This is a genomic window from Rubrivirga aquatilis (assembly GCF_046845665.1).
Taxonomy (GTDB): domain Bacteria; phylum Bacteroidota; class Rhodothermia; order Rhodothermales; family Rubricoccaceae; genus Rubrivirga.
In genome coordinates, this window is sequence record NZ_CP177355.1 from 4,025,156 (window position 1) to 4,048,880 (window position 23,725).

Genomic DNA, 23,725 nt, shown 5'->3' on the forward strand with positions numbered 1-23,725 from the left:
CGCCCGCCGAGGCCCTCTGCGGGGCGCCGACCGACGAGGCTGGCGAGGGGTGTGTACCGCTCAGAGTGGAGACTAGCTCCACCGAGGCGCCGCCAGGCAGGCGTGGCCCAGGCCAGGGCGGTGGATCGCGCGACGCCGCGGCATGGCCTCCGAGTCCACGTGCAGGCCGTTGTCCGAGTCTAGCTTGGCGGGCCCCACAGCGCCCCCCATGCCCCTCTCCCGCCGCGACCTCCTGCGCTCCGGCGCCGCCCTCGGCGCGCTCGCCGCCCTGCCCCGGACCGCCCGCGCCGCCGCCGCGCCCTCCGGCCCGGTCGTGCTGGCGACGTGGGACAACCGCCGCGCCGCCGCCCAAGCCTGGGCCGTGCTCCACGCGGGCGGCTACGCGCTCGACGCCGCCGAGGCCGCCGCGCGCATCCCCGAGGCCGACCCCGACGACCACTCCGTCGGCCTCGGTGGCCGCCCCGACCGCGACGGCCGCGTCACGCTCGACGCCTGCGTGATGGACGAGCGCCACCGGTGCGGCGCCGTCGCCGCGCTCGAAGACGTGCTCCACCCCGTCACGGTCGCCCGGATGGTGATGGAGCGGACGCCGCACGTGATGTTGGTCGGCGAGGGGGCCCGGACGTTCGCCCAGTCGCAAGGGGTCGAGATGGTGGACCTGCTGACGCCCGAGGCCGAGGCGGCGTGGCGCGCGTGGCTGGAAACCGCCGAGTACGCGCCGGCCGTCAACAGCGAGCGGCGGACGGGGCACGCCGACGACCACGACACGATCGGCGTGCTCGCGCTCGACGCCGCCGGCCGCGTCTGCGGGGCGTGCACCACGAGCGGGCTGGCGTACAAGATGCGCGGGCGCGTCGGCGACAGCCCCATCCTAGGCGGCGGCCTGTTCGTCGACGGCGGCATCGGCGGGGCCGTCGCGACGGGGCACGGCGAGGAGGTGATCCGCGTGGCGGGCGCCAGCGCGGTCGTCGAGGCGATGCGGCACGGGCGCTCGGCGCAGTCGGCGGCGCAGTCGCTCGTCGAGCGCGTCGCGCGCGTCACGCCGGCCGACCCGGCGATGATCCAGGTCGGCGTGCTGGCGCTCGGGCCGGACGGCGAGGTCGGCGCGGCCGGGTTGCAGCCCGGGTTCGTCTACGTCGTCACGCGGCCCGCTGGCGCGGCGCCCGACGCGGCGGGGACGGTGACGGCCGAGACGCCGGTCGAGGGCGGGGTGACGTACACCGTCGAGGCGCCGTCGGTGCTGTAGGGGACCGCGGACGACGGACCTCGGACCGCTAGAGCCCTCGCGTCTTGTCGCCACTCCCTCTCCGACGGGCGACGCCGCGCAGTCCGACGATGCTCTGCGCCGTCGTCTGTGGTCCGTCGTCCGCGGTCCTCACCCCAGCCGCCCCGTCTCGCGGAGCCACGCCTCCGTGCGCGCCATCCCCTCGTCGAGGCCGACCGCCGGGCGCCAGCCCAAGACGCGCGCGGCCTTCGCCGTCGAGTACGCGGCGGGGTGCGTTACGTACTCCAGCGTCCGCCCCGACAGCGGGGGCTCCTTGCCGACCAGCCGCGCGCCCGCCGCGACGACCGGCGCGACGGCCCGCGCCAGCCTGGGGGGCACCGAGCGCAAGCGGACGCCCGTCATCCGCGCGTAGTGGCCGAAGAACACGCGCGGCGACACGCCCGGCCCGCTGAGGTGGAACGCCTCGCCGACTGCCCCCTCTCCTCCGGCCGCCGCCAGGATCCCCGCCACCACATCGTCCACGAAGACCGGCGCGAGGACGCCGCGGTCGCCGTCGACGAGCGCGAACCGGCCGGCGCGCAGCATCTCGACGGCGCGGACGGTCCACTGGCGGCTGCCCGGCCCGTACACGTCGCCCGGCCGGACGACCGTCGCCCGGACGCGCCCGCTCGCGACCTCCGAAAACACGGCGTGCTCGGCCGCGATCTTGGTGTCCGTGTACGGGTTGCCCGTCGGCTGGACGTCGTGGCTCTCGGGGCAGTCCGGCGGAAAGTCCCGGCCGTGGACGACGATCGATGAAAGGTGGACGAGCCGCCCCGCCTCCGCGCTCGCGTCGACGACGTGCCGCGTGGCGTCGACGTTCTGGGCGCGGAACTGGGCGGGCGACCCGAGCTCCCCGACGCGGGCGGCGGCGTGGACCACGAGGTCGGCGCTCGCGATTCTCGCCTGCCAGTCGCCGGGCCCCGTCAGGTCGGCTCGGACCGTCTCGAACGGGGCGGCCGGGGCGGCCACCAGGTCGAGGCCGAGCACCTGGTCGCCGCGAGCGACGAGGGCCCGGGCCACGGCGCCGCCCAGGAATCCGCTGGCGCCCGTGACGACGGCGCGCACTCAGTCGATGGGCGTGGCGATCACCGCCAGCGCGACGGTCTCCGTGTCGAGGCAGGTGGGGTCGCCCTCGCACGAGGCCGCCATGACGTCGTCGGGGGCGTACACGATCTGGACGCGGCGGCCCTCGATGACGTTGGTGTCGCAGACCGAGTAGTCGGCGTGGACGGTCTCCGTCGCACCGTCGTCGGTGCGGAGCGTGATGTAGCACGAGCGGTCGCCGCTCTCGATGTCGGTCACGACGCCGCGCGTCGGGACCGTCGTGCCGGCGACCGTGACGCGGGGCGGGCCCGTCGTGTCGGCCTCCGCGCGCAGGTCCGGGTTGTCGATGGCCCCGAGGTCGTCGGTCTCGTTCGAGCGGACGTCGACCTCGCCCGTCGGATCGGCTTCTGTCTCGGGCGTGTCCGAGGCGCAGCCGGCGAGGGCGAGGGCGAGGAGGAGCGGGGCGAGCCGCAGGATCGACGGGGAGAGCATTCGGTCGGGGGTCGAGGGTGGACTCTACGTCTCGGGCGGCGGCGGCGATCCCGCGCGAGCGGGGCACGCGGTGGTACCCTCTTCCCGCTCGTCCCCCACCCCGTCGTGTCTGTCCGTCCGCCCCGCGCCTCCGTCGTCCCCGCCAACCCCACGGGGCTCGGCACCTTCGGCGGCGTCTTCACGCCCTCGATCCTGACGATCCTGGGCGTCATCATGTACCTCCGGTTCGGGTGGGTGGTCGGGAACGTGGGGCTGGGCGGCACGCTGCTGATCGTCACGCTCGCGACCTCGATCACGTTTCTGACGTCGCTCTCGATCGCCGCCATCGCGACCGACACGAGGGTGCGGACGGGCGGGGCGTACTACATGATCAGCCGGTCGCTCGGCATCGAGACCGGCGGCGCGGTCGGCGTGCCGCTCTACATCGCCCAGGCGCTCTCGGTCGCGCTGTACACGATCGGCTTCGCCGAGAGCGTCGCGCTCCGGTTCCCCGGCGTCGACCTCAAGACGGTCGGGCTCGTCACGACGGTCGCCGTGGCCGTGCTGGCGCTGGTATCGGCGAAAACGGCGATCCGTGCGCAGTACGTCATCATGGGCGCGATCGTGCTGTCGCTGCTGGCGCTCGTGTTCGGGAGCAGCGTGCCGCCGGCGCCGGGCACCGCGCCGGTCCTGGAGCGGGCCGGGTTCTGGACCGTGTTCGCCGTCTTCTTCCCCGCCGTCACCGGCATCATGGCCGGCGTCAACCTGTCGGGCGACCTCAAGGACCCGAGCCGGTCGATCCCCAAGGGCACGTTCGCGGCGGTCGGCGTGGGGTACGTGATCTACATGCTGCTGCCGGTCCTGCTGGCGGCGCGGGCCTCGACGGAAGACCTGCTGACGGACCCGCTGATCATGTCGCGGATCGCGATCTGGGGCGACTCGATCCTGCTCGGCGTCTGGGGCGCGACGCTGTCGAGCGCGCTCGGGAGCGTGCTCGGGGCGCCGCGCGTGCTCCAGGCGCTCGCGCGCGACGGCGTGCTCCCGTCGTGGCTCGGCTGGCTCGGCACCGGCTCCGGCGACGACGACGCGCCGCGCCTGGGGACCGGCCTCACGCTCGCGGTCGCGCTGGCGGCCGTGTGGTTCGGCGACCTCAACCTGATCGCGCCCGTCCTGACGATGTTCTTCCTGACAACGTACGGCGTGCTCAACCTGTCGGCGGCCGTCGAGCGCTTTCTGAACAGCCCCTCGTTCCGGCCGACGTTCCGCGTGCCGTGGGCGCTGTCGCTGCTCGGCTTTATCGGGTGCGTGGCCGTGATGCTCCTCATCAACGCGGTCGCGACGGCCGTCGCGGTCACGTTCGTGTTCGGGATCTTCCTGTGGCTGGAGCGCCAGTCGCTGGAGACCGCCTGGGGCGACGTGCGGCGCGGGATCTGGATGGCCGTCACGCGCGCGGGCCTGATGCGGCTGCGCGACGCCCAGGACGACTCCAAAAACTGGCGCCCGCACCTGCTCGTGCTCTCCGGCGCCCCGGCCTCGCGGTGGCCGCTCGTCGAGCTGGCGGCCGCGATCACCCACAACCGCTCGATCCTGACCGTCTCGACCGTCATCACGGCCGCGGACGTGACGCCGACGCGCGTGGCCGGGCTGGAGCGCCAGATCCACGACTACCTCGCCGACCGGGCCGTCGAGGCGCTCGTCCGCGTGATCGCGGCGCCGGACCCGTTCGAGGGCGCCGAGCGGCTCGTCGACAGCTACGGGCTCGGCGCGTTCGTGCCCAACACGATCCTGCTCGGCGACACGCAGAGCACCGAGCGGCAGGCGCGCTACGGCCAGACCGTCCGCCACTTCTACGACAACGCCCGCAACGTCGTCATCGTCCGCGACAGCGCGGCCGGCGGCTACGGCCGGCGCCAGCGGATCGACGTGTGGTGGGGCGGCCTCAAGGGCAACGGCGGCCTGATGGTGCTCTTGGCGTACCTCCTGTCGACCAGCTTGGACTGGCGCGGGAGCACGGTCCGCGTGCTGATGGTGGCGCCGAACGAGGCCGCCGCCGCCCAGATGCGGACCTCCGTCGGCGAGCGCCTGCGGCTGACGCGGACCGGCGCCGAGCTCGAGGTGATCCTGGCCGCCGACCGCCCCTTCGACCAGGTCCTCCGCGAGACCTCCGCCGACGCCGACCTCGTCATGCTCGGGCTCGCGCCGCCGACCGACGACGGGTTCGTGGACTACTACACGGCCCTCCGCGCCCGCACCGCCGACCTCCCGGCGACCCTCTTCGTGCTCGCCGCCGAAGACATCGCGTTCGGCGAGGTGTTGGAGTAGAGGGACTGGGGACTGGAGGGCGCTCCGGCCACCTCGGCGATCTCCCCGAGGCGGGCAATGCAGAGACGCCCCGATGTGGGCGCCCCCTCAGTCCCAACGTCCCTCAGTCCCCAGTCCCCTCGTAATCGAACGCCCCGATGGCGCCCGGGAAGACGACCGGGCTGGCGCTGCCGTCGGCCGACACGGCCTGGACGCCGAAGAGGTAGTTGTCGATGACGACGTTCTCGAGCGTGTACGTCTGGCGCGCGTCGCCCGAGTTGGGGACGTAGACCGACCACTGCCACTGGGGCTCGGTGGTCAGGCGCCACCAGACGCGGAAGCCCGCCAGCTGCGGGTTCTCGGCGCGGTCCGGGGCGTCCCACGACAGCGTCGTGCTCGGCTGCACGGCCCCCTCGATGGACACGCCCGAGGGCGGCGGCGGGGCGCCCGCCAGCATCGCCAGCGTGACCGCGTTGAGCGCCGTCAGCTTGGCCGCGTAGTCGAAGTCGACGTACTCGACGGTGTCGCCGAAGTGGCGCGGCGAGCCGTCGGGGTGGGTGCCCGTGCGCAAGTCCTGGTGCTGGCGGTCGTAGTGCTCGTGCGTCTCCATGATGCGGACGCCCGGGAAGCCGACGTTCGTAAACGGCGTGTGGTGGCCGCCGCGCCCGAACCGGTCGAGCCGGTAGACCATCAGGATGTCGAGGTTGCGGATGTAGTCGTCCGCCATCCGGTCGACGACGCGGGCCAGGTTGCGGGACGGGCCGTCGACCTCGCCGCCAGTAAACCGCCGGATCCGGGCCTCGCGCTCGGTCTCGATGGGCCGCGTGGCCTCCGAAAAGACGCGAGCGGACGTGTTGTCGCACACCCCGTCGATCCCGCAGCTGTTGCCGATCATGTCGTTGTTGAGCACGCCGACGATCTCCCACCCCTCCTCACGCGCGATCTCGGCCATGATCTGGCCACCGAACAGGCCCTGCTCCTCGCCGCTGAGGCCCGCATAGACGATGGTCGAGGGGAATGAGTGCTGGCTGAGCACGCGGGCCGCCTCGATGGCCCCGGCCATCCCGGACGCGTTGTCGTTCGCGCCCGGCGAGTCGGAGGTAAAGTCGAGCGCGTCGCTCACGCGGCTGTCGATATCGCCCGACATGACGACGTAGCGGTCGGGGTCCGTCGTCCCGCGCTGGATCGCGAGCACGTTGACGACGTCGGTCGGCTCGGGAATGCGGCTCTGGCCCGAGATGGTCCGCCGCTGGACGACGACCTCGAGGCAGCCGCCGCACGCGGCCGAGATCCGCTCGAACTCGGCCTGGATCCAGCGCCGCGCCGCGCCGATCCCGCGCGTCGTGGAGACGGTATCGCTCAACGTGTGGCGCGTGCCGAACCCCGCCAGCGTCCGGATGTCGGCCTCGATGCGCTCGGCGGAGACGGCGCTGGCGACGGCGTGGAGGGCCTGCACCTCGGCGGGCGGGGCGACGCCGCCGACGAGCGAGTCCGGCCACGGCGCGTCGGGCGGGCGGTTCTGCTCGACGCCCGGCTGGGCGAGCGCGGGGGCGACGGAGAGAACGGCTACGGCGAGGGCGAAGACGACGCGCATGGTGGGGTGGCGGGAGAGAGGAGCGGTGCGGCCCGAATGGCACGCTCCTGGCAAGACGGGCATGCGGCCGCCCTGGATCCCGCCGACGGCCCCTCTGGGCCGCTCCCCAGCGGTCGCGTTACCTCTTTTCCCCCAGAGCGTGAAGCTCTTCCCTAAGCTGTTCATTGCGTTCGGGATCGCCGCCGCGATCATCGCGGTGGTAGGACTCGGCGTCGTCGCGGCCGCCAGCGGCGCCGCGTCGGCGCTAGCGACGGGCGCCGACGTAGGCGCCGCCGTCGAGCACATCCGCCTGCTCGGGTGGGCGCTGGTGGGCATCCCCTTCGCGCTCGCGCTCGCGCTCGGCGTGCTGATCGCCCGGACGCTCGGTCAGCGGCTGGGCCGGATCGCGGACGGCGTCCAGGCCGTCGGCGCCGGCGACCTCGACGCCCGCATCGGCGACACCTCGACCGACGAGGTCGGCGACCTCGCCCGTGCCTTCGACGAGACCGCCGCCGCGCTCGGCCGGAGCACCGTCTCCCGCGCCCACCTCCACGCTGTCATCGAGTCCATCCCCGATCCGCTGGCGGTCATCGACGGGGGCGGCCGGCTCCTCCGCGTCAACCAGGCCGGGGCCGAGTTGATCGGGCGGGCGGCCGACGACATCGTCGGAGAGCCCGCGTTCTCACTGTTCGTCCCGGAGGCCGAAGAGGTCGCCCGGTTCGGCGCCGCGATCGCCGGGGAGGCCGCCTTCACCGGCCTTGAGACCCGATTCCAGCGGTCCGACGGGACCACCCTCCCCGTCCGCCTCTCCGCCGCCAAGCTGCCCCCCCGCGACGGCGAGCGCAGCGGTCTGGTGGTGGTCGCCCAAGACATCTCCTCCACCCACGCCGCGCACCGCGCCCTGGTCGCCGCTCGCGATCAGGCCGAGCAGGCCAACCGAGCCAAGTCCGACTTCCTTGCCGCAATGAGCCACGAGATCCGCACCCCCCTCAACGGCGTCCTCGGGATGACCGACCACCTGCTCGGGGCCGGCCTCGACGACCACCAGCGCGAGGTGGCCGGCGTCATCCGGTCCTCGGGCCAGGCCCTGCTCGACGTCGTCAACCACATCCTGGACTTCTCGAAGATCGAGGCGGGACGGTTGGAACTGGAGGCCGCCCCCTTCGGCGTCCGCGCCTGCCTCCACGGCGCCCGCGACGTGGTCACGTACCGGGCCGAGCAGAAGGGGCTCGCGCTGGCCTGCGACATCGACCCGGCCCTGCCCTCCCACGTCGTCGGCGACGGGACGCGGCTGCGGCAGGTGGTCCTGAACCTGCTCGCGAACGCCGTCAAGTTCACCGAGGCGGGCACGGTGACGTTGACCGCCGAGCCGTGCGACCCCGAGACCTTGCCCGACGTGCTCCGCCCCGACGGCCCCTGCGAGAGCGGGCTTCACGTCCGGGTCTCGGACACCGGCATCGGCATCGCCGAGGCCGCGCTGGGCGACCTGTTCGACCCGTTCACGCAAGCCGACACCTCCACGACCCGCCGCTATGGCGGCACCGGCTTGGGGCTGGCAATCTCGAAGCGGCTCGTCGATGCGATGGGGGGCCGGATCTGGGCCGAGAGCGAGGTCGGCGTCGGGTCCACGTTCCACGTCGTCGTTCCGGCCGAGCCCGCCCCCAGCGCCGCCGTGCCCGAGCCGCCCAACGAGCCCGTCGCGCTCGGCTCGCGTGGCGCCCCGGGCGAGGTGCAGGCGTCGGGCAGCACCGCTCCCCCTCGTGTGTTGGTCGCCGAAGACAACGCCGTCAACCGCCGAGTCGTCGGGCTGATGCTGGCGCGGCTCGGCATCGAGCCCGTCATCGTCGAGGACGGCGACGCCGTGCTCCCGGCGCTGCGCCAGGCGGAGGCGGAGGGCCAGCCCTTCGACGTGGCCTTCCTCGACGTGCGGATGCCCCGCGTCGGTGGCGTCGACGCCGCCCGCGCTGTCCGCGCCGACCCCACCCTCCGCCAGCCGATGCTGGTCGCCCTCACGGCCGACGTGACGCACGAGCAGCGCGAGGCCTGCCTGGCCGCCGGCATGGACGCCTTCCTGACGAAGCCTCTCGACCCCGACGCGCTGACGTCGGTACTGGCGTCGGTGTCCCCCACCGACGCCGAGCCCCCCACCGATCCGCCGGGCGCCGACTTCCCGACGCTCGACCGGCTGACGGCCGGCGACCCCGGGGTGCGCACCGAGCTGTTGGCACAGGCCCGCGAGGAGCTGTCGGACGGGCTGACGGTCCTGAAAGAGGCCTTGAGAAACGAGGACCTCCGCACGACGGCCCTCGTCGCCCACTCGTTGCGCTCGGTCGCCGACGTGCTGGACGACACGGCGCTCGCCGACGCCTGCGCCGCGACGGAGGACGCGGCCGACGACGGCCGTCTCGTCGAGGCCGTCCGGGCCTTCCTGCCGCTCCACGCCCACGCCCACGCCTCCGTCGCCCGCCTCGACGCAGCGCTCGGCGCGGCCGCCCCACTCGACGCCGACGCGGTGCCGGTCTAGACGGCCGCCAGCAGCGCCGCGAACCCGAACGCGCCGGCCGCGAACGGCCAGAACCGACTTTCCCGCTCGTCGGGGAGTTCTTCCTTGAGCACGTTGAGAACGACGCTCCCGGCCAGGAACGCGACCAGCCCGGCGATGAGCGACTCGGGCACCTGCCCCGCCAACCCCAGCCCCGCGCCCCCCACCACGGCCGTCGCCAGCACGTAGCGCCCGACCGCCGTGTACCGGGCCTTGTGATGGTCGCGGAGTCCGACGTCGTTGACGAGAAAGTGGAGGGCCATCGCCGCCGCGAACGTCAGCCGTGAGACCAGGGCCGCATCGAGTGGGTCGGCGGCGAGCAGGTACCCGACGAGCACGTTGTACAGCCCGTAGCTCCCCATGTGGACCCAGAACACCTCGGCCTCGGTCCGGTCGCCGCCTTCCGAGCTCCTCTCGCGCGACCGCTGGGCGAGCTGTTCGAGCCCGTAGAACACGACCAGCCCCGCCAGCGCCAGCAGCCACGCGTGCGACCCGTCGAGCACGCCCCCACGGAGCCCGGCTTCAGCCAGGGCCTCCTGCCCCGCCGCCACCTCGGGCAGCAGGTGGGCGAACACGTACGCCACCGAGATCCCGCCCGCGGCCGACAGCGTCCGACTCCGGGGGGTTGCTTCGAGGAACCGGAGCCGCCCCGCCAGCAAGTGGACGAGCGCGAGGCCGGCGGACAAGACGAGCGGGAGCATCCGCCGAACCTAGCGCCCTGCTGGCGGCATGGGCATCTGGTCATCCCTCAGGTCCCGCCAGCCGAGGTTGTGGGCTGTGACGAGGGCCACCTTTTTCGCCTGTCGCCAGCCCTTGGGCCGCTTTTCGCGAGCGATGGCGTCGCGCGCGGTCGGGTACGGCTCGACGTGGATCAGCCGGTCGAGCGCGTAGCGTGCCGAAAACGCGGCCGAGTCGTCTCCGCTCGCGTGCTCCGCCAGCCGCCGGCCGAGGTCGTTCGTCACACCCACGTAGAGCGTGCCCGAGCGATTGGTCAGGATGTAGACCCAGTACGTCCCCGGCTCGCGCATGAGAAACGATAGGGCGACACGCCTCCCCACGCGGGCCGCCTCCCCTGCTGGCGGCTGCCGCGAACCAGCGACCTCCGCAAGCCCCCAAGCCGTCATCCTGAGCGGAACGAGCGCAGTCGAAGGATCTCTGGTGCGACGGGGTCTCGCGCTGGCGCCGGGAGCGCTGGTCGGAGCGCACCGCTCGCCAGAGATCCTCGGCTCCGCCCCCGTCTTGGCTACGCGGTCGCGTCGCGGTCGCGGGGGCAGGTGCGCTTCGCGGCTCTGCGTTCGACTCCGGGCTCCGCCCTCCGCTCAGGATGACGGCGGGGAGGGCCGCTGCCAAAACAGAAGCGCCCCCGGCTCTCGAAAGAACCGGGGGCGCCCGCCTCGGCGCCGAGGCCGAGAGAGTCAAACGGACGGGGATCAGCCGCAGCCGGTGGACGACCCACAGTTCGGGCAGCTGTAGCAGCTCCCGGCGCGGACGGTGATCCCGCCGCAGTTCGGGCAGGCCGGCGCGTCGTCCTGGTTCTGGAACGCCCCGATCTCGGTCGTCCCCAGCGCCGCCTCGACCGTCCCGCCGACGTGCGACGGCTGCTGGCCGGCGTCGACGACCGCTTGCGCGGCGGCGAACAGGTCGGCCTGCGTCTGGTCCGTCGCCGGGCCGTGGCGCTCCACCTCGGCGGCCACCGCCACGACGGGATCCTCCTCGGCGAGGTCCTTTTCCGCGCCGTCACCGCCACTCAGGAACTTGAGCGAGAGGTAGCGGAAGATGTAGTCCGTGATCGACTTGGCGATCGGGATCCGGGGGTTGGTGGTGAACCCGGCCGGCTCGAAGCGGACGTGGCCGAACTTCGACACCAGGTCCTCCAGCGGGACGCCGTACTGGAAGGCCAGCGAGATCGCCGTCGCGAAGCTGTCCATCAGCCCGGCGATCGTCGATCCCTGCTTGGCCATCGTGATAAAGATCTCGCCCGGGCGGCCCGCGTTGCGGTGGCCCTCGGGGTAGAGCCCGACGTGGAGGTAGCCCTCGTGGCCGGCGACCGAGAACTTGTGCGTCACCGACGGCCGCTCGTCGGGCAGGCGCTCGCGGTGCGGGCGGTAGACCACCTTCTCGACGATCGTCTCCACGACGCGCTCGGCGATCTCGGGCGTGCCGGATGCGGCGCCGTCCCCGGAGACGGCGCCCTCGGCCGACACCTTCTTGCCCGACGTGTTGCCGCCGGACTTGGTCGAGAGCGGTTGGGATCGCTTCGAGTTCTCGCGGTAGATCGCCACGGCCTTGAGGCCGAGCTCCCACGACTGCATGTAGGCGTCGGCGATGTCCTCGACCGTCGCGGACTCCGGCAGGTTGACCGTCTTCGAGATGGCGCCCGAGATGAACGGCTGGCACGCCGACATCATCCGGATGTGGCCCATGTGCGAGATGTAGCGCTCGCCGTTGTGCGGCTTGAACGCGCAGTCGAACACGGCGAGGTGCTCGTCGCGCAGGCCCGGCGCGCCCTCAATCGTGTCGTGCTCGTCGATGTAGTCGAGGATGACGCGGGCCTCGGCGTCGGTGTAGCCGAGCCGCGCCAGCGCCTCGGGCACGGTCTGGTTGACGAGCTTCATCAGCCCGTCGCCCTTGCCCGCCAGCAGCTTGTACTTGACGAGCGCGAGGTCGGGCTCGATGCCCGTCGTGTCGCAGTCCATCATGAAGCCGATCGTGCCGGTCGGCGCGAGGACGGTCGCCTGCGCGTTGCGGTAGCCGTGCTTCTCGCCGAGCGCGACCATCCGGTCGGCGCTGTCCTGGGCGGCCTGCTGGAGGTAGGCGGGGCACGAGTCGTGGATGTCGGCGACGGCGTCGCGGTGCATCCGCATCACCTCCAGGAAAGGCTCCTCGTTCTCGGCGTAGCCCTCGAACGGGCCGATCTTCGGGTTCGACGCCATCTCCGCCGAGCGGGCGTAGCCCTCGCTGTGCTCGATGGCCATCAGCGCCGCGGCGACGGCGCGGCCCTCGTCGGAGTCATAGGGCAGGCCCATCGACATCAGCAGCGCGCCCAGGTTGGCGAAGCCGAGCCCGAGCGGGCGGAAGCGGTGGCTGTTGGCGGCGATCGTCGCCGACGGGTAGCCCGCGTTGTCGACCAGGATCTCCTGGGCCGTCAGGAACAGGCGGGCCGCGGCGCGGTAGCGCTCGACGTCGAACGTGCCGTCGTCCTTCTTGAACTTCATCAGGTTCAAGCTGGCGAGGTTGCACGCCGAGTCGTCCAAGAACATGTACTCGGAGCACGGGTTGCTCGAGTTGATCGGGCCGGTGTTCTTGCAGGTGTGCCAGCGCTGGATGGTGTCCTCGTACTGCGCGCCCGGGTCGCCGCAGATGTGCGTGCCCTCGGCGATCGTCAGCAGCAGCTCTTCGGCGTCGACCTCGTCGACGGCCTCACCCGACGTGACGGCGGTCAGCGGGAAGCGCTCCCCCTTGTTGGCCGCCTCCATGAACGCGTCGTTCAGCCGGACCGACTGGTTGACGTTCTGGAAGGCGACCGAGCCATACGCGTCGCCGTTGAAGGAGCCGTCGTAGCCCTCCTCGATCAGCGCCCACGCCTTGCGCTCCTCGGTCTGCTTGGCGCGGACGAACTCCAAGATGTCGGGATGCCACACCTTGAGCGTCTGCATGATGGCCGCGCGGCGCGTCTTGCCGCCCGACTTGATCGTGCCGCCGGTCGCGTCCTGCACCTTCATGAAGGAGACGGGGCCCGACGGGATGCCGCCGCCCGACAGCTTCTCGTGCGACGATCGCAGGGCCGACCAGTCCGCCCCGACGCCCGAGCCGAACTTGAACAGCCGGGCGCTCTCGCCCATCAGCTGCCAGATGTCGTCGACGGAGTCCTTGACGGAGATGATGAAGCAGGCCGACGCCTGGGGCCGCTCGTAGGGGTCCACGTCGACGATCTCGCCCTTCTCGAAGTCCCACCCGGAGATCGTCTTGCCGCCCGAGTCGCGGATGCCGTACTGCTGGCCCAGCCCGACGTTGAACCACACGGGCGAGTTGAACGCGCCGTACTGATTCGTGCAGAGCCACGTCAGCTCGTCGTAGAACGCCTCGGCGTCGGTGTCGCTTGCGAAGTAGTTCTGCTCGCGGCCCCAGTCCGTGATGGTCCGCGTGACGCGGTGGACGAGCTGCTTGAGGCTGTACTCGCGCTGGCCCTCGGCGGGCGAGCCGTTGCCCGTGCCGACGTCGCCGTAGAAGTACTTGCTAGCGACCACGTTGACCGCGAGCGGGGAGAAGGCCTCGGGGAACTCGACGCCGAGCTGCTCGAAGATGGCCTCACCGCTGAAGTTCTTGATGGCCGCGTCGCGCGTCGTCCAGGAGACGCTGTCGAACGGGTGCGTGCCGTCGGTCGAAAACACGCGGTCGATGGTGAGGCCGCCGGACATGGCGGACCCTTTCTGCTTGCCCATAGGGGTTCGGGTGGGGGGGGACGATAAGGGGGCCGCTCGGGACCTCGCCTGCAACGCGTCGCTGCGGGCGGCCGGGCGGCCACGGCCCGGTCCTCAGTGCCTCGGTGCTGGCAGCCGGCGGCCCTCGTGGCCGCCCTGTCCAAGCCCATCCCGGCGCGTCGAATCGGACCTCAAGAAACCCGCCCACGCGCTGAGCCGCAAGCTCTCTCCGTCCACGGGTTATCCACACCGTGGAGAACCGGCGGCCACGCCCTCCCTAGGCGGCCGACCCGCCTAAAACGCCCGCCAGCGGCTCTTGGCAAGCCGTTATGCAGCCATGTGTGCCCATAACGGTCCTCTTCGGCCGTCGGCTTGCGGGCCCGTTATTCGTCTGCGCGCACCATAACGGCTCCCCCACCCGTCGCCCGCTCGCCGCCCCCTACTCCCCTTCTCCCATGTCCCGGCGACCGCGTGTCGCTCGCGGTCGGCCAGCCGGCCCTCTGCGCCACGGCCAGATGAGGGCTGGGGGCAGCTCCCCCCTTCCTCGCGCGTGTCCCCATCAGAGCCTCCCGACGGGGGCTCTAGCGATCGGATAGGTCCAGGGGACGTGGGCGCGAGGAGACCCGAATCACTGCGGCACGAGGCGCGCGGTGTCGGGCCCCTTGTCTCGTGCGTCTTGGCCCGTGCCCAGAGCCACCCGAAGGGGGGTCTAGAAGTCGTCGTCGTCGTCGAAGTCGAGGCCGTCGTCGAGCGAGAGGTCGTCGTCGTCGAAGTCGTCGAGGTCGTCGTCCTCGGGCTCGAGCGCGTCGAGGTCGAGGTCGTCGTCGTCCAGGTCGAGATCGTCGTCGAGGTCGTCGAAGTCGTCGTCGGGAAGGGCGGACATGGCGGCGGGGGACGTGCAGGAATCTGAGTCTACATCGGCCGTGCGTCCGGGGGCAAGGGGCCGCGCCGGAAGTGGGCGGCGGTGAATCCGAACCGAAAGCGTCGGTGGCGGGGCCCGACCCGGGAGCTTGCGGCCTCCCGGACGGTACTTTCCCTCTTTCCGACTCCGTCCCTCCCATGTTCGACGACCGCAGCGCGTACCCCCACCCCGACGACTTCAAGGTCGTCCGGCCCGAGTACTCCGACCCCGAGGACGAGGGCGATGACGTCATCGCCATCATCGAGATCGCCCCGTTCCGCGTCGTCGGCTACTCGGCGACGCGGCCCGGCGCCCGCCGGGCGGCGCTCCACGAGGCCGCCAAGCAGTACAAGACGTACCACCCCGGCTACCGGATCGAGAGCCCGTTCCCCAACGAGTTCGTCGACGCCGACGGCACGCAGTGGAAGCGCGTCCCGGCCAACCGCCGCGACGAGCTCGGCGACTACACGTTCACCGACGCCGACGGCGAGGACTCGACCGAGATCGACCAGATGCTCCAATGGGACGTCCGCCCGGAGCCCGTCTTCGAGGACGAGGACGAGTAGCGCGGCCTCCACAGGCTGACCGGTTCGACGCCGCGTCCCGCTCGGGGACGTGGCGTTCTTTTTTCGTGACGCCTCCTACTGCGACCCCTCGCCCTCTGAGAGGGGGTGCTTGGCGCCCACCCGCTAGCGCGAGCCTTCCCAATGACGTCCCCTCTCCCCTCGGGAGAGGGACAGAGTGACGGTGCGGGATGACCGCGAGCCCGCCCGCTGGCGCAAGCCGGTCGCCCTCCCCCGGCCCCTCCTCCCCGCCTGCGCGGGACAGGCTGGAGGGGAGGCCCGCCCGAGAGGTCTCCGCCCGACTGCTGGCGCAAGCTTCCCCAGAGCGCGGTTGTCTGCAACGGCGTCGGTCGAGCGCAAGCCCGACGGCGCCCCCCTCGGCGCCGGACTCGGCTCGCGCAAGCGCCCAGCCCGCCCGCCAGCGGTGCGAGCTTGCGGGCCCGCCCCTCCCCTGCCCCCGATGACCCGCCTCGTCTGCCTCGCCCTGCTCCTCTCCGTCTGGGGGTGCGTCCCCGCGCTCACCGCCGCCTCCACGACGCCCAGTGGGCAGGCGGCCATCGAGCGGGCCGTCCAGCGCGGTCTGGTCCGGGCCGGACTGGCGGAGCCGGTCGCCTCGACCGCCTCCCCGGCACGGCTCGTGGCGGGCCCGATGCTCGCCGACGTCACCCACCGTGGCGCCGCGGTCTGGGTCCAGGCCGAGGGCACCGCCGTGGTCACCGTCGTTGCCACGCCGGCCGCTGGCACGGCCGCCCCGTCCGTCACCGCGCGCGCCGCCACCAACCCGGACGGGACGGCGACGGTGCGGCTGTTCGGGCTCGCGCCAGGGACGGCCTACGACTACGCCGTCTCGCTCGACGGCACCGCCATCACAGTCCCCTTCGCGACGACGCTGGCGACCCAGCCGCTGTGGCAGTACCGGACCGACCCGCCCACGTTCACGGCCGCCATCGGCTCGTGCTACTACGACAACGACCCCGACTTCGACCGGCCCGGCGGGGCGTACGGCGGCTCGACGGCCATCTTCGGCGAGATCGCCGCGCTCCGGCCCGACCTGATGCTCTGGCTCGGCGACAACACCTACCTCCGCGAGGTCGACTGGTGGGACCCCGCCGGCATCGCGTACCGGTTCCGCCACAGCCGCGCCGAGCCCGCGCTCCAGCCCCTGCTCGCGAGCACCGCCCACTACGCGACCTGGGACGACCACGACTACGGCCCCAACGACTCCGACCGCTCCTACGTCCTGAAGGGCGCCGCGCTCGACACGTTCACCGACTTCTGGCCCGCCGCCACGCGCGGCCTGCCCGGCGTCGAGGGCGTGTTCACCCAGTTCCAATGGGCCGACGTGGACGTCTTCCTGCTCGATGACCGCTATCACCGCTCCCCCAACAACGCGCCCGAGGCGGAGCGCACGATTTTAGGAGCGGAGCAGGCTCAGTGGTTGCTCGACGCGCTTACCGCCAGCCGCGCGCCGTTCAAGGTGGTCGCTGTCGGCGGCCAGTTTTTGAACCCGATCCCGGTCTTCGAGACCTTTGCGGCCGTCGCCCCCGTCGAGCGCCAGCGGCTGATCGACGAGATCACCGCGCGCCGGATCGACGGGGTCGTGTTCCTGTCCGGCGACCGCCACCACACGGAGCTGCTCAAGATGGAGCGCCCCGGCGCGTACCCACTCTACGAGTTCACCTCCAGCCCACTCACGGCCGGCGCCTCGACGTACCCGCTCCGCGAGGACTCGCCCGAGCGCGTCAACCCCCTGCGTGTGCCCGGGACGCTCGTCGCCGGCGACCGCAACTTCGGGACGCTCACCGTCAGCGGCGAGCGAACCGACCGGACGATGACGATGCGGACGTACGACGCCGAAGGCACGCTGCTGTGGGAGCACGCCGTCCGCGCCCGTGCCCTCCAGCACGAGAGGAGCGAGTAGCCAGCCGCAGCTGGGCACGGAAGGTGGCGGGGGTGGGCTGGAGCCTCTCACGCGGGTCGGATGTCCGATCTGGCCCCAATTCCGTCCGGTTTGGCCCGGCCGGATGCCTTGTCGGGCCCCGAAAGGGGGGTGGACTTTGAGGCCTCCACTCCTTCTCGCGTCCCACCACTGCTTGTGATGCTCACGATCGCCGCCCTCCTCACCCTCTTTACCGTCCCCAGCCTCGCGCCGGTCGCCATCCCCGGGACCACCCCGGCACGCGCCGTCGTCGAGGGCCGGGACCTCAACTTCACCATCCGCAACGAGAGCGAGCTGACGATCCAGCGGTTCTACACCTGGTGGTGCGAGGACCGCCAGGAGCGGAAGCCCCTCACCCTCAACTCATCCGCGTTTCCCGAGAACGTCCTCTACCCCGGCCAGTCCGTCGTGTTCGCCATCGAGCCCGGGTGCACCAACTTCCAGATCTTCTCGATCGAGGGGTATGAGCTCTACCACACGGAGATGATCGACCCCGACGGCGTCTACGTGTGGCGGGTCCACTACACGTACGGCGACTGACCCGCCCCGCCGTCCAACGGGGCAGCCCAACCGCTGGCGTCGGCCTGAGGCCAGCTCGGCACGGCCGCCCGTTGGGCCGGAGGCTTGCCCGGTGGTCGGGCTTATCGGGAGCCCCCCGCTCCCCACGAATGGCTTCGTCCCCGAGGGGGCTCAGCCAACAGGCGCTGAGGGCCTACGGGGCGCCAGCGGTTGGGCGACACGCCCCCCGGGCGGCTTCGACCGGCCGGAGACTCCGCGCCGGAACTGGACTACGCGACCCGTTGCCGGGGCTGGCGCCGGCGGCGGATCGAGCCCCAGCGGTCGCCCGCGGGCTCCAACGCCGTGACCCGCCGACGCGGCGGTACCGCCGGGACGGGCGGCACGAGGCGGGCCGCGTTCATCCGGACGTAGAGCAGGCCCGCCAGCGCCACGAACATCTCGACCAACTCGTCGAGCGCGTTGACGAGCTCGTCGAACTGGGCTTGGATCACGACCCAGTCCTGGAAGAAGTCCACGGCCGAGACGACAGCGATGACGGCAAACCACGGCAGCAGCGCGGCCGGCGCGGCGACGCGCGTCCACCCGGGAAAGCGGCGCACCCAGACGCCCACCAAACCCGCCAGCCCGAAGAGGAGGGGGAAGATCTCCAGGTGGTCCTTCAGCGCTCTGTGGTTGTGCAGCGTCAGTTCGCCCTGCGTGTTGACCTCGGCGATGGCCTCAGGCGTCTCGAAGCCCACGAACCATTGGCCCCACGCGACCTCCTCGGCGCCGATCGTCAGCAAGCCGAGCGCGAACAGGCCGTAGAACGCGACCACCCGCCCCGCCTCGCCCCGTCGCCGGAGCCGCACCGCCAGCCACAGCCCGAGCCCGCCGCCGACCACCAGAAACACGAACGAGAGCAACTCGACGGGCCGGTTCTCGGCCAGCATCCACTGCGCGGCGTCGCGCGTGGCGGGGATCGCCAGGAACACGCTGAACACCGCCAGAAGGGCGAACGGAAGGATCGAGAGGCGGGAGGGAGAACGGACCATGGTGACATCGGGGCGGAGACGGACCGCCCGTCCCAACGCCGTACCGAACCGGCCGAGCGGCACCGTTCCCCATCGAAATCGGAACGCAGGCGCGCCGACAGGGGATGCTGGCCCGGAACGGACGCCCCCCGCTCGCGGTCTCGACGGGCGACGTCCTCCGCACGACCCATGCCCTCTCCCCTGCTCGGCCTCCACCACGTCACCGCCATCTCGGGCCCGGCCCGCGCCAACGTCGGCACGTATGCCGGGACGCTGGGGCTCCGGCTTGTCAAGCAGACCGTCAACTTCGACGACCCGGGCACCTACCACCTCTACTACGCCGACGGCTCGGCCCGGCCCGGCTCGGTCCTGACCTTCTTTCCCTGGGCCGCCGACGCCTTGCGGGGCCGCATCGGCGCGGGGCAGGCCACGGCGACGGCGTACGCAGTTGCCCCGGGCGCGCTGGCCGGATGGATCGAACGGCTCGCCGGAACGGACGTGTCGATGGACGTGCCGACGACGCGGTTCGGCCAGAACGTGCTCACGCTCCGCGACGGCGATGGACTCGTGATCGACCTGGTCGAGACCGACGACGCCAGCGGACAATGGGCCGACGGACCCGTCCCCGAGACCATCGCGCTCGGCGCCTTCCACAGCGTCACCCTGTGCTCGCACGCGCCCGACGCCACGTTGCACGTCCTGACGGAGGCCTACGGCTACCAGGAGCACGGCCAGGACGGCGACCGCCTGCGGCTCGTCAACCCCAACGCCGACCGCGCCCAGTATGTCGACGTCTACTGCTCGCCGACGATGGGCCCGGGGCAGCTCGGCACCGGCACCGTCCACCACATCGCCTTCCGCGCGCCCGACGACGCGGCCGAGCTAGAGGTCCGCGAGACGCTCCTCTCGATGGGCCTGCGGCCGACGCCCCAGATCGACCGCCAGTACTTCCACTCGGTCTACACGCGCGAGCCCGGCGGCATCCTCTTCGAGATCGCGACGGACCCGCCCGGCTTCACCGTCGACGAGCCGGTCGAGGCGCTGGGCCGGACGCTGCAGCTCCCGCCGCAGTACGAGCCCCAGCGCGCCGCCATCGAGGCCCGGCTGACCCCGCTGACGCTGCCGTACTAGCGCCAGCGTCGGGGACCGAGACGCCTGGCAGCGCTGAGTGGGACTCGCCCCCCCTATAGGGTCCCCTCGCCCGGCCGGGAGAGGCACAGGGTGAGGGCGCCGTGCTGGCGGAGCGCTCCGCCGATCACCCTCCCGTCTGGGAGGGGAGGCCCGGAACGGCCCTTGCGAACCTGACTGCCCGGTCTCGCTCCGGGGACGAGATCTGTATCCACCCTAGGGCTGACGGCGGAGCGGTATCAGAACAGGCCCTCCTCCCTATCCCCAACGGACCGACGCCGCTTGCGGTCGGGGGTCTCACCAGATGCGGGAAGACGCCGCGTAGGGAGGAACGGCGGCGGCAGGCCCGGCTACGAGGCGGCCATCCCGTTGCGTTTCATGCGTCTCGTCCTGCTGCTGCTCGCGGCCCTCGCCGCCCCGCTCGCGGCGGCCCAGTCCATCACTGGCCGCGTGGTCGACGCCGTCACCCAAGCGACGCTGCCCGGCGCGAGCGTCGCCGTGCTCGGAGTCGACGACGCGGTGATCGGGGGCGCCGCGGCGACCGTCGACGGCACGTTCTCGATCGCCGGGCTGGCCCCGGGGACGTACCGCGTGCGCGCTTCCTTCGTCGGCTACGACACCCGGGTGCTGGCGGACGTCGTCGTGCAGGGCAGCCGCCCGACGTTCGTGCTCTTCGAGCTGCGCGAGACGGCCTCCGCGCTGGGCGAGGACGTCGTCGTGACGGCGGGCTTCTTCGAAGACGAGCCCGACGCGCCGGTCTCGGTCGCCGTGCTCGGGCCCGAGGAGATCCGCCGGACGCCCGGCGGGCAGAACGACATCTCGCGGTCGCTCCTCGCGCTGCCCGGCGTGTCGAGCGGCGTCGACAACCGCAACGACCTCTTGGTGCGCGGCGGCGGGCCGAGCGAGAACGCCTACATCGTCGACGGCATCGAAATCCCCCAGATCAACCACTTCGCGACCCAAGGTGCGGCGGGCGGCGCGCTGGGCCTGCTCAACGTCGACTTTATCCGTGAGGCGACGTTCTACTCGGGCGGCTTCCCGGTCCGCTACGGCGACGCGGCCTCGTCCGTCCTCGTCGTCGAGAACCGGCCGGGCAGCCCGGAGCCGCTGGCGGGCGACTTCTCCGTCGGCGCGACCGAGGCGGCGCTGTCCCTCGACGGCGCCTCGGGCCCCGACTTCAACTGGACGTTCTCGGCCCGCCGGAGCTACCTCCAGCTCCTGTTCGAACTCATTGGCCTGCCCATCCGCCCGGCCTACTGGGACTTCCAGAGCCGTGTCGAGTACTCCCCGACGGACACCGACCGGCTCGTCTACTTCGGCCTGTGGGCCGTCGACGACTTCGACTTGGTGCAGCCCGACGACCCGGACGACTTCGAGGGGCGCGAGATCGCCTCGCGCGTGCTCGACAACGACCAGCGGAGCTACACGCAGGGCGTCTCGTGGCGCCGTCTGTTCAAGAATGGCTTCGTCACGACGGCCGTCTCGCGCAGCTACCAGGAGTTCTTCTTCGACGACCTCGACGAGGCGGGCGTCCCGCTTCTCTCGAACGACGCCGAGGAGGCCGCCTGGCGCATCCGCTCCGACGCCGACCTCCGCTTGGCGCCCGGCCTAACGCTGGGCATAGGCGGCGGGGCCTCGCGCGAGACGGTCGCCTCCGAGTTCTTCCAGCGCGCCACGCCCGCCACCTCCTTCCCGACGGACCTCCGCTTCTCGACCGACCTCGGGTTGTGGAAGGGGTTCGGCTACGGCCAGATCACTGCGCAAGCGGTCGACGGGCGCGTGGCGCTCAGCGCCGGCGTGCGCGCCGACGCGACGGACTTCTTGGACGAGGCGGCCGTCGTGTCGCCCCGCTTGAGCGCCTCGTTCGACCTGACCGACAAGCTGGAGGTCAGCGCGGCCGCCGGGCGGTTTACCCAGTCGCCGGAGTTGGTGTCGCTGGCGGTACAGGAAGACGGCGCGTACGTCAACCGGGGCCTGCGGTGGATCGACGTGGGGCAGGTGGTCGGCGGGCTGGCCTACGCGCCCGTGCCGAGCCTGCGGCTGGCGGCGGAGGGGTACTACAAAGCGTACGGCGACTACCCGGTCTCGGCGTCCGACCCGCGGATCTCGCTCGCCAACCTGGGCGGCGACTTCGGCATCGTCGGGGCCGAGCCGCTGATCTCCGAGGGCGAGGGCCGGGCGTACGGCGTCGAGCTGTCAGCCCAGAAGCGGCTCACGTCGCGGTTCTACGGGCTCGGCAGCTACACGCTTGGCTGGAGCGAGTTCACCGGGGCCGACGGCGTGTACAAGCCGAGCGCGTGGGACGTGCGGCACAGCGTCTCGCTGGCGGGCGGGGTGCGTCTCGGCGGCTGGGAGGTCGGCTCTCGTGTCACCGCGCAGTCCGGCCGGCCGTTCACGCCGTTCGACGTGGTGGCCTCGGAGGCCGAGTACGCCCTGTCGCGGCGCGGCGTCATCGACCTCGACCGCCTCAACACCGAGCGGACGCCCGCCTACGCCCGCATCGACGTGCGCGTCGACCGCCGGTTCGCGCTCGGCCGCCGCGTCAACGGCGTCGTCTACCTCGACGTCCAGAATGTGCTCGACCGCGAGAACGTCTTCGCGCTCCAGTACACCGAGGACCCCGCCGAGCCCGACCGCCTGCGCGAGCAGACGAACGTCGGGCGCCTGCCGACGATCGGGTTCAGCGTCGAGTTCTAGCCTTCCCCCTCGGTCGGTCCGTGCCCCCCGCAGGTGGGCTAGGCGGCGACGGCCGCCGCCTCTCGCTGCGCCGCCTCCGTCATGTGGCCCGCCTCGGGCGTGGGGCCGGACAGGACGGTCGGGACCGGGCGGTCGGCGCAGTCCTCGAGGCCGGGCGGGCACGGGACGCCGGCCGGCCGGACCGCCGGGATCAACGTCCACACCATCGCCGCTGAGGCGACCGCCAGCAGGCCCGCGCTCAGCGCATTCGCGCCGAACCCGAGCCCGGCGTAGAGCACGCCCGCGGCCGCGCTTCCCGCCGCGAACCCCGCGTTGCCCGTCGCCGCCGTCAGGCTCATGAACGAGCCGCGCCGCGCGGCCGGGACCATCTCGGTGAGCAGCGCCTGGAGCGGGCTCACGCGCGACGCCGCCAGCGCCATGATGCAGAAGAACGCGGCGAACGCGGCCGGGGGCCACAGCGCGGCCAGCGGCGTCGCCGCCATCACCAGCCCGACGCCCACCGAGGCCGTCACGATGACCGGCTTGCGGCCGATCCGGTCGGAGAGGCGCCCGGCGCGCGGCCCCGCCAGCACGTTCGCGATGCCGCCCAGCATGTAGACCACCGACACCTGGGCCGGCGAGAACCCTAGGCTCGCCTCGAGCCACGTCGGGAAGTAGACCACGAACAGGCCGACGCCCGCGAACATCAGCAGGTAGACGCCCGAGGCGGCGGCGGTCGCCCGCTCGCGCGCCAGGGCGACGTAGCCGCGCAGGGCGCCGCCGACGGTCAGCGGGGCCGTCGAGCGCGCGTCGGGCGGCTGGGGCAAGAACGGGATCGCGAGGGCGAAGGCGGCCACCATCGCCAGCCCGAAGGCGATGAACGGGGCCCGGAAGCCGAACGCGCCGGCGAGGGCGATCCCCAGCGGGATGCCCAGGATCTGGCCCACGGCGAAGCCGCTCATCACCCACCCGTTCGCCCAGCCCCGCCGGCCCGCCGGGAACGCGTCGCCGACGTACGACACCGACGCGCCCGACAGCACACCGCCCGTGGCGCCCGCCAAGGCGCGCAGCGCCAGCAGCGTCCCAAATGAGGTCGCCAGCCCGTGGAGCAGCAGCACGACCGCCATCGCCGCCGTCCCGACCAGGATCACGCGACGCCGCCCGAACCGGTCGGACACGGGCCCGACGACGAGCGTGAAGGCCGCCAGCGTCACCGAGTAGACGGTGATCAGCAGGCCCAGCGGGCCCGGCCCGACGCCGAGCTGCTCGCCGATCCGGGGCAGGATCGGCGCGATCACGATGATCTGCCCCGCCGCCGCGAACACCAACAGCCACAGCGTGAACAGCGCCATCCGAGGACGCGCGAGCAC

General features: G+C 72.3%; 17 protein-coding genes. 8 read left to right on the top strand and 9 right to left on the bottom strand.

What is annotated here, in order from left to right:
* Nucleotides 1–208 precede the first annotated feature (208 nt).
* Nucleotides 209–1,246, top strand: a complete 1,038-nt coding sequence (locus tag ACLII4_RS17720; RefSeq protein ID WP_412068728.1) for a N(4)-(beta-N-acetylglucosaminyl)-L-asparaginase — start codon at nucleotides 209–211, stop codon at nucleotides 1,244–1,246.
* A gap of 129 nt (nucleotides 1,247–1,375) precedes the next feature.
* Here the strand turns inward: ACLII4_RS17720 and ACLII4_RS17725 are convergent, their stop codons facing one another.
* Complete coding sequence (locus ACLII4_RS17725; protein WP_412068729.1) at nucleotides 1,376–2,332, bottom strand: NAD-dependent epimerase/dehydratase family protein; 957 nt, start codon at nucleotides 2,330–2,332, stop codon at nucleotides 1,376–1,378.
* On the bottom strand, nucleotides 2,333–2,803 hold the full coding sequence (locus ACLII4_RS17730) for a hypothetical protein (protein ID WP_412068730.1): 471 nt from the start codon (nucleotides 2,801–2,803) through the stop codon (nucleotides 2,333–2,335). It abuts the gene before it with no gap.
* A 105-nt stretch (nucleotides 2,804–2,908) separates the two neighbouring features.
* Here ACLII4_RS17730 and ACLII4_RS17735 point away from each other — a divergent pair, with 105 nt between their 5' ends.
* Nucleotides 2,909–5,104, top strand: coding sequence for an amino acid permease (locus ACLII4_RS17735; protein WP_412068731.1), 2,196 nt, complete (start codon nucleotides 2,909–2,911; stop codon nucleotides 5,102–5,104).
* Nucleotides 5,105–5,207: 103 nt separating this feature from the next.
* Here the strand turns inward: ACLII4_RS17735 and ACLII4_RS17740 are convergent, their stop codons facing one another.
* Nucleotides 5,208–6,677: a M28 family metallopeptidase gene (locus tag ACLII4_RS17740; RefSeq protein ID WP_412068732.1), complete on the bottom strand. Its 1,470-nt coding sequence runs from the start codon at nucleotides 6,675–6,677 to the stop codon at nucleotides 5,208–5,210.
* A 139-nt stretch (nucleotides 6,678–6,816) separates the two neighbouring features.
* On the opposite strand from ACLII4_RS17740, the gene ACLII4_RS17745 reads away from it, so the two are divergent.
* The gene (locus ACLII4_RS17745; RefSeq protein ID WP_412068733.1) at nucleotides 6,817–9,180 is read left to right on the top strand and encodes an ATP-binding protein; all 2,364 of its coding nucleotides are present in this window, start codon (nucleotides 6,817–6,819) and stop codon (nucleotides 9,178–9,180) included.
* Here the strand turns inward: ACLII4_RS17745 and ACLII4_RS17750 are convergent.
* The 4 genes from ACLII4_RS17750 to ACLII4_RS17765 all read right to left on the bottom strand — a co-directional run bounded on the left by ACLII4_RS17750 (nucleotide 9,177) and on the right by ACLII4_RS17765 (nucleotide 14,502).
* Nucleotides 9,177–9,899, bottom strand: coding sequence for a hypothetical protein (locus ACLII4_RS17750; protein ID WP_412068734.1), 723 nt, complete (start codon nucleotides 9,897–9,899; stop codon nucleotides 9,177–9,179). The two genes, ACLII4_RS17745 and ACLII4_RS17750, sit on opposite strands and share 4 nt — an antisense overlap.
* Nucleotides 9,900–9,908: 9 nt before the next feature.
* The gene (locus tag ACLII4_RS17755) at nucleotides 9,909–10,226 is read right to left on the bottom strand and encodes a GIY-YIG nuclease family protein (protein ID WP_412068735.1); all 318 of its coding nucleotides are present in this window, start codon (nucleotides 10,224–10,226) and stop codon (nucleotides 9,909–9,911) included.
* Nucleotides 10,227–10,628: 402 nt separating this feature from the next.
* A complete protein-coding gene (locus ACLII4_RS17760) occupies nucleotides 10,629–13,640 on the bottom strand; it encodes a vitamin B12-dependent ribonucleotide reductase (RefSeq protein WP_412068736.1) in 3,012 nt (1,003 codons plus the stop codon).
* A gap of 688 nt (nucleotides 13,641–14,328) precedes the next feature.
* On the bottom strand, nucleotides 14,329–14,502 hold the full coding sequence (locus ACLII4_RS17765) for a hypothetical protein (protein ID WP_412068737.1): 174 nt from the start codon (nucleotides 14,500–14,502) through the stop codon (nucleotides 14,329–14,331).
* A 176-nt stretch (nucleotides 14,503–14,678) separates the two neighbouring features.
* On the opposite strand from ACLII4_RS17765, the gene ACLII4_RS17770 reads away from it, so the two are divergent.
* The 3 genes from ACLII4_RS17770 to ACLII4_RS17780 all read left to right on the top strand — a co-directional run bounded on the left by ACLII4_RS17770 (nucleotide 14,679) and on the right by ACLII4_RS17780 (nucleotide 17,562).
* Nucleotides 14,679–15,086: a hypothetical protein gene (locus tag ACLII4_RS17770; RefSeq protein WP_412068738.1), complete on the top strand. Its 408-nt coding sequence runs from the start codon at nucleotides 14,679–14,681 to the stop codon at nucleotides 15,084–15,086.
* A gap of 457 nt (nucleotides 15,087–15,543) precedes the next feature.
* Complete coding sequence (locus ACLII4_RS17775) at nucleotides 15,544–17,004, top strand: alkaline phosphatase D family protein (protein ID WP_412068739.1); 1,461 nt, start codon at nucleotides 15,544–15,546, stop codon at nucleotides 17,002–17,004.
* A 177-nt stretch (nucleotides 17,005–17,181) separates the two neighbouring features.
* A complete protein-coding gene (locus ACLII4_RS17780) occupies nucleotides 17,182–17,562 on the top strand; it encodes a hypothetical protein (RefSeq protein ID WP_412068740.1) in 381 nt (126 codons plus the stop codon).
* 248 nt (nucleotides 17,563–17,810) lie between these two features.
* Here ACLII4_RS17780 and ACLII4_RS17785 read toward each other — a convergent pair whose 3' ends face one another.
* Nucleotides 17,811–18,572: a hypothetical protein gene (locus ACLII4_RS17785; RefSeq protein WP_412068741.1), complete on the bottom strand. Its 762-nt coding sequence runs from the start codon at nucleotides 18,570–18,572 to the stop codon at nucleotides 17,811–17,813.
* Between the two features lie 168 nt (nucleotides 18,573–18,740).
* Here ACLII4_RS17785 and ACLII4_RS17790 point away from each other — a divergent pair, with 168 nt between their 5' ends.
* The gene (locus tag ACLII4_RS17790) at nucleotides 18,741–19,682 is read left to right on the top strand and encodes a ring-cleaving dioxygenase (protein ID WP_412068742.1); all 942 of its coding nucleotides are present in this window, start codon (nucleotides 18,741–18,743) and stop codon (nucleotides 19,680–19,682) included.
* 375 nt (nucleotides 19,683–20,057) lie between these two features.
* Nucleotides 20,058–22,376 carry a TonB-dependent receptor gene (locus ACLII4_RS17795; protein ID WP_412068743.1) on the top strand — a complete coding sequence of 773 codons (2,319 nt, stop codon included), beginning with the start codon at nucleotides 20,058–20,060 and terminating at the stop codon, nucleotides 22,374–22,376.
* Nucleotides 22,377–22,414: 38 nt separating this feature from the next.
* On the opposite strand, the gene ACLII4_RS17800 is transcribed toward ACLII4_RS17795, so the two are convergent.
* Complete coding sequence (locus ACLII4_RS17800; protein WP_412068744.1) at nucleotides 22,415–23,725, bottom strand: MFS transporter; 1,311 nt, start codon at nucleotides 23,723–23,725, stop codon at nucleotides 22,415–22,417.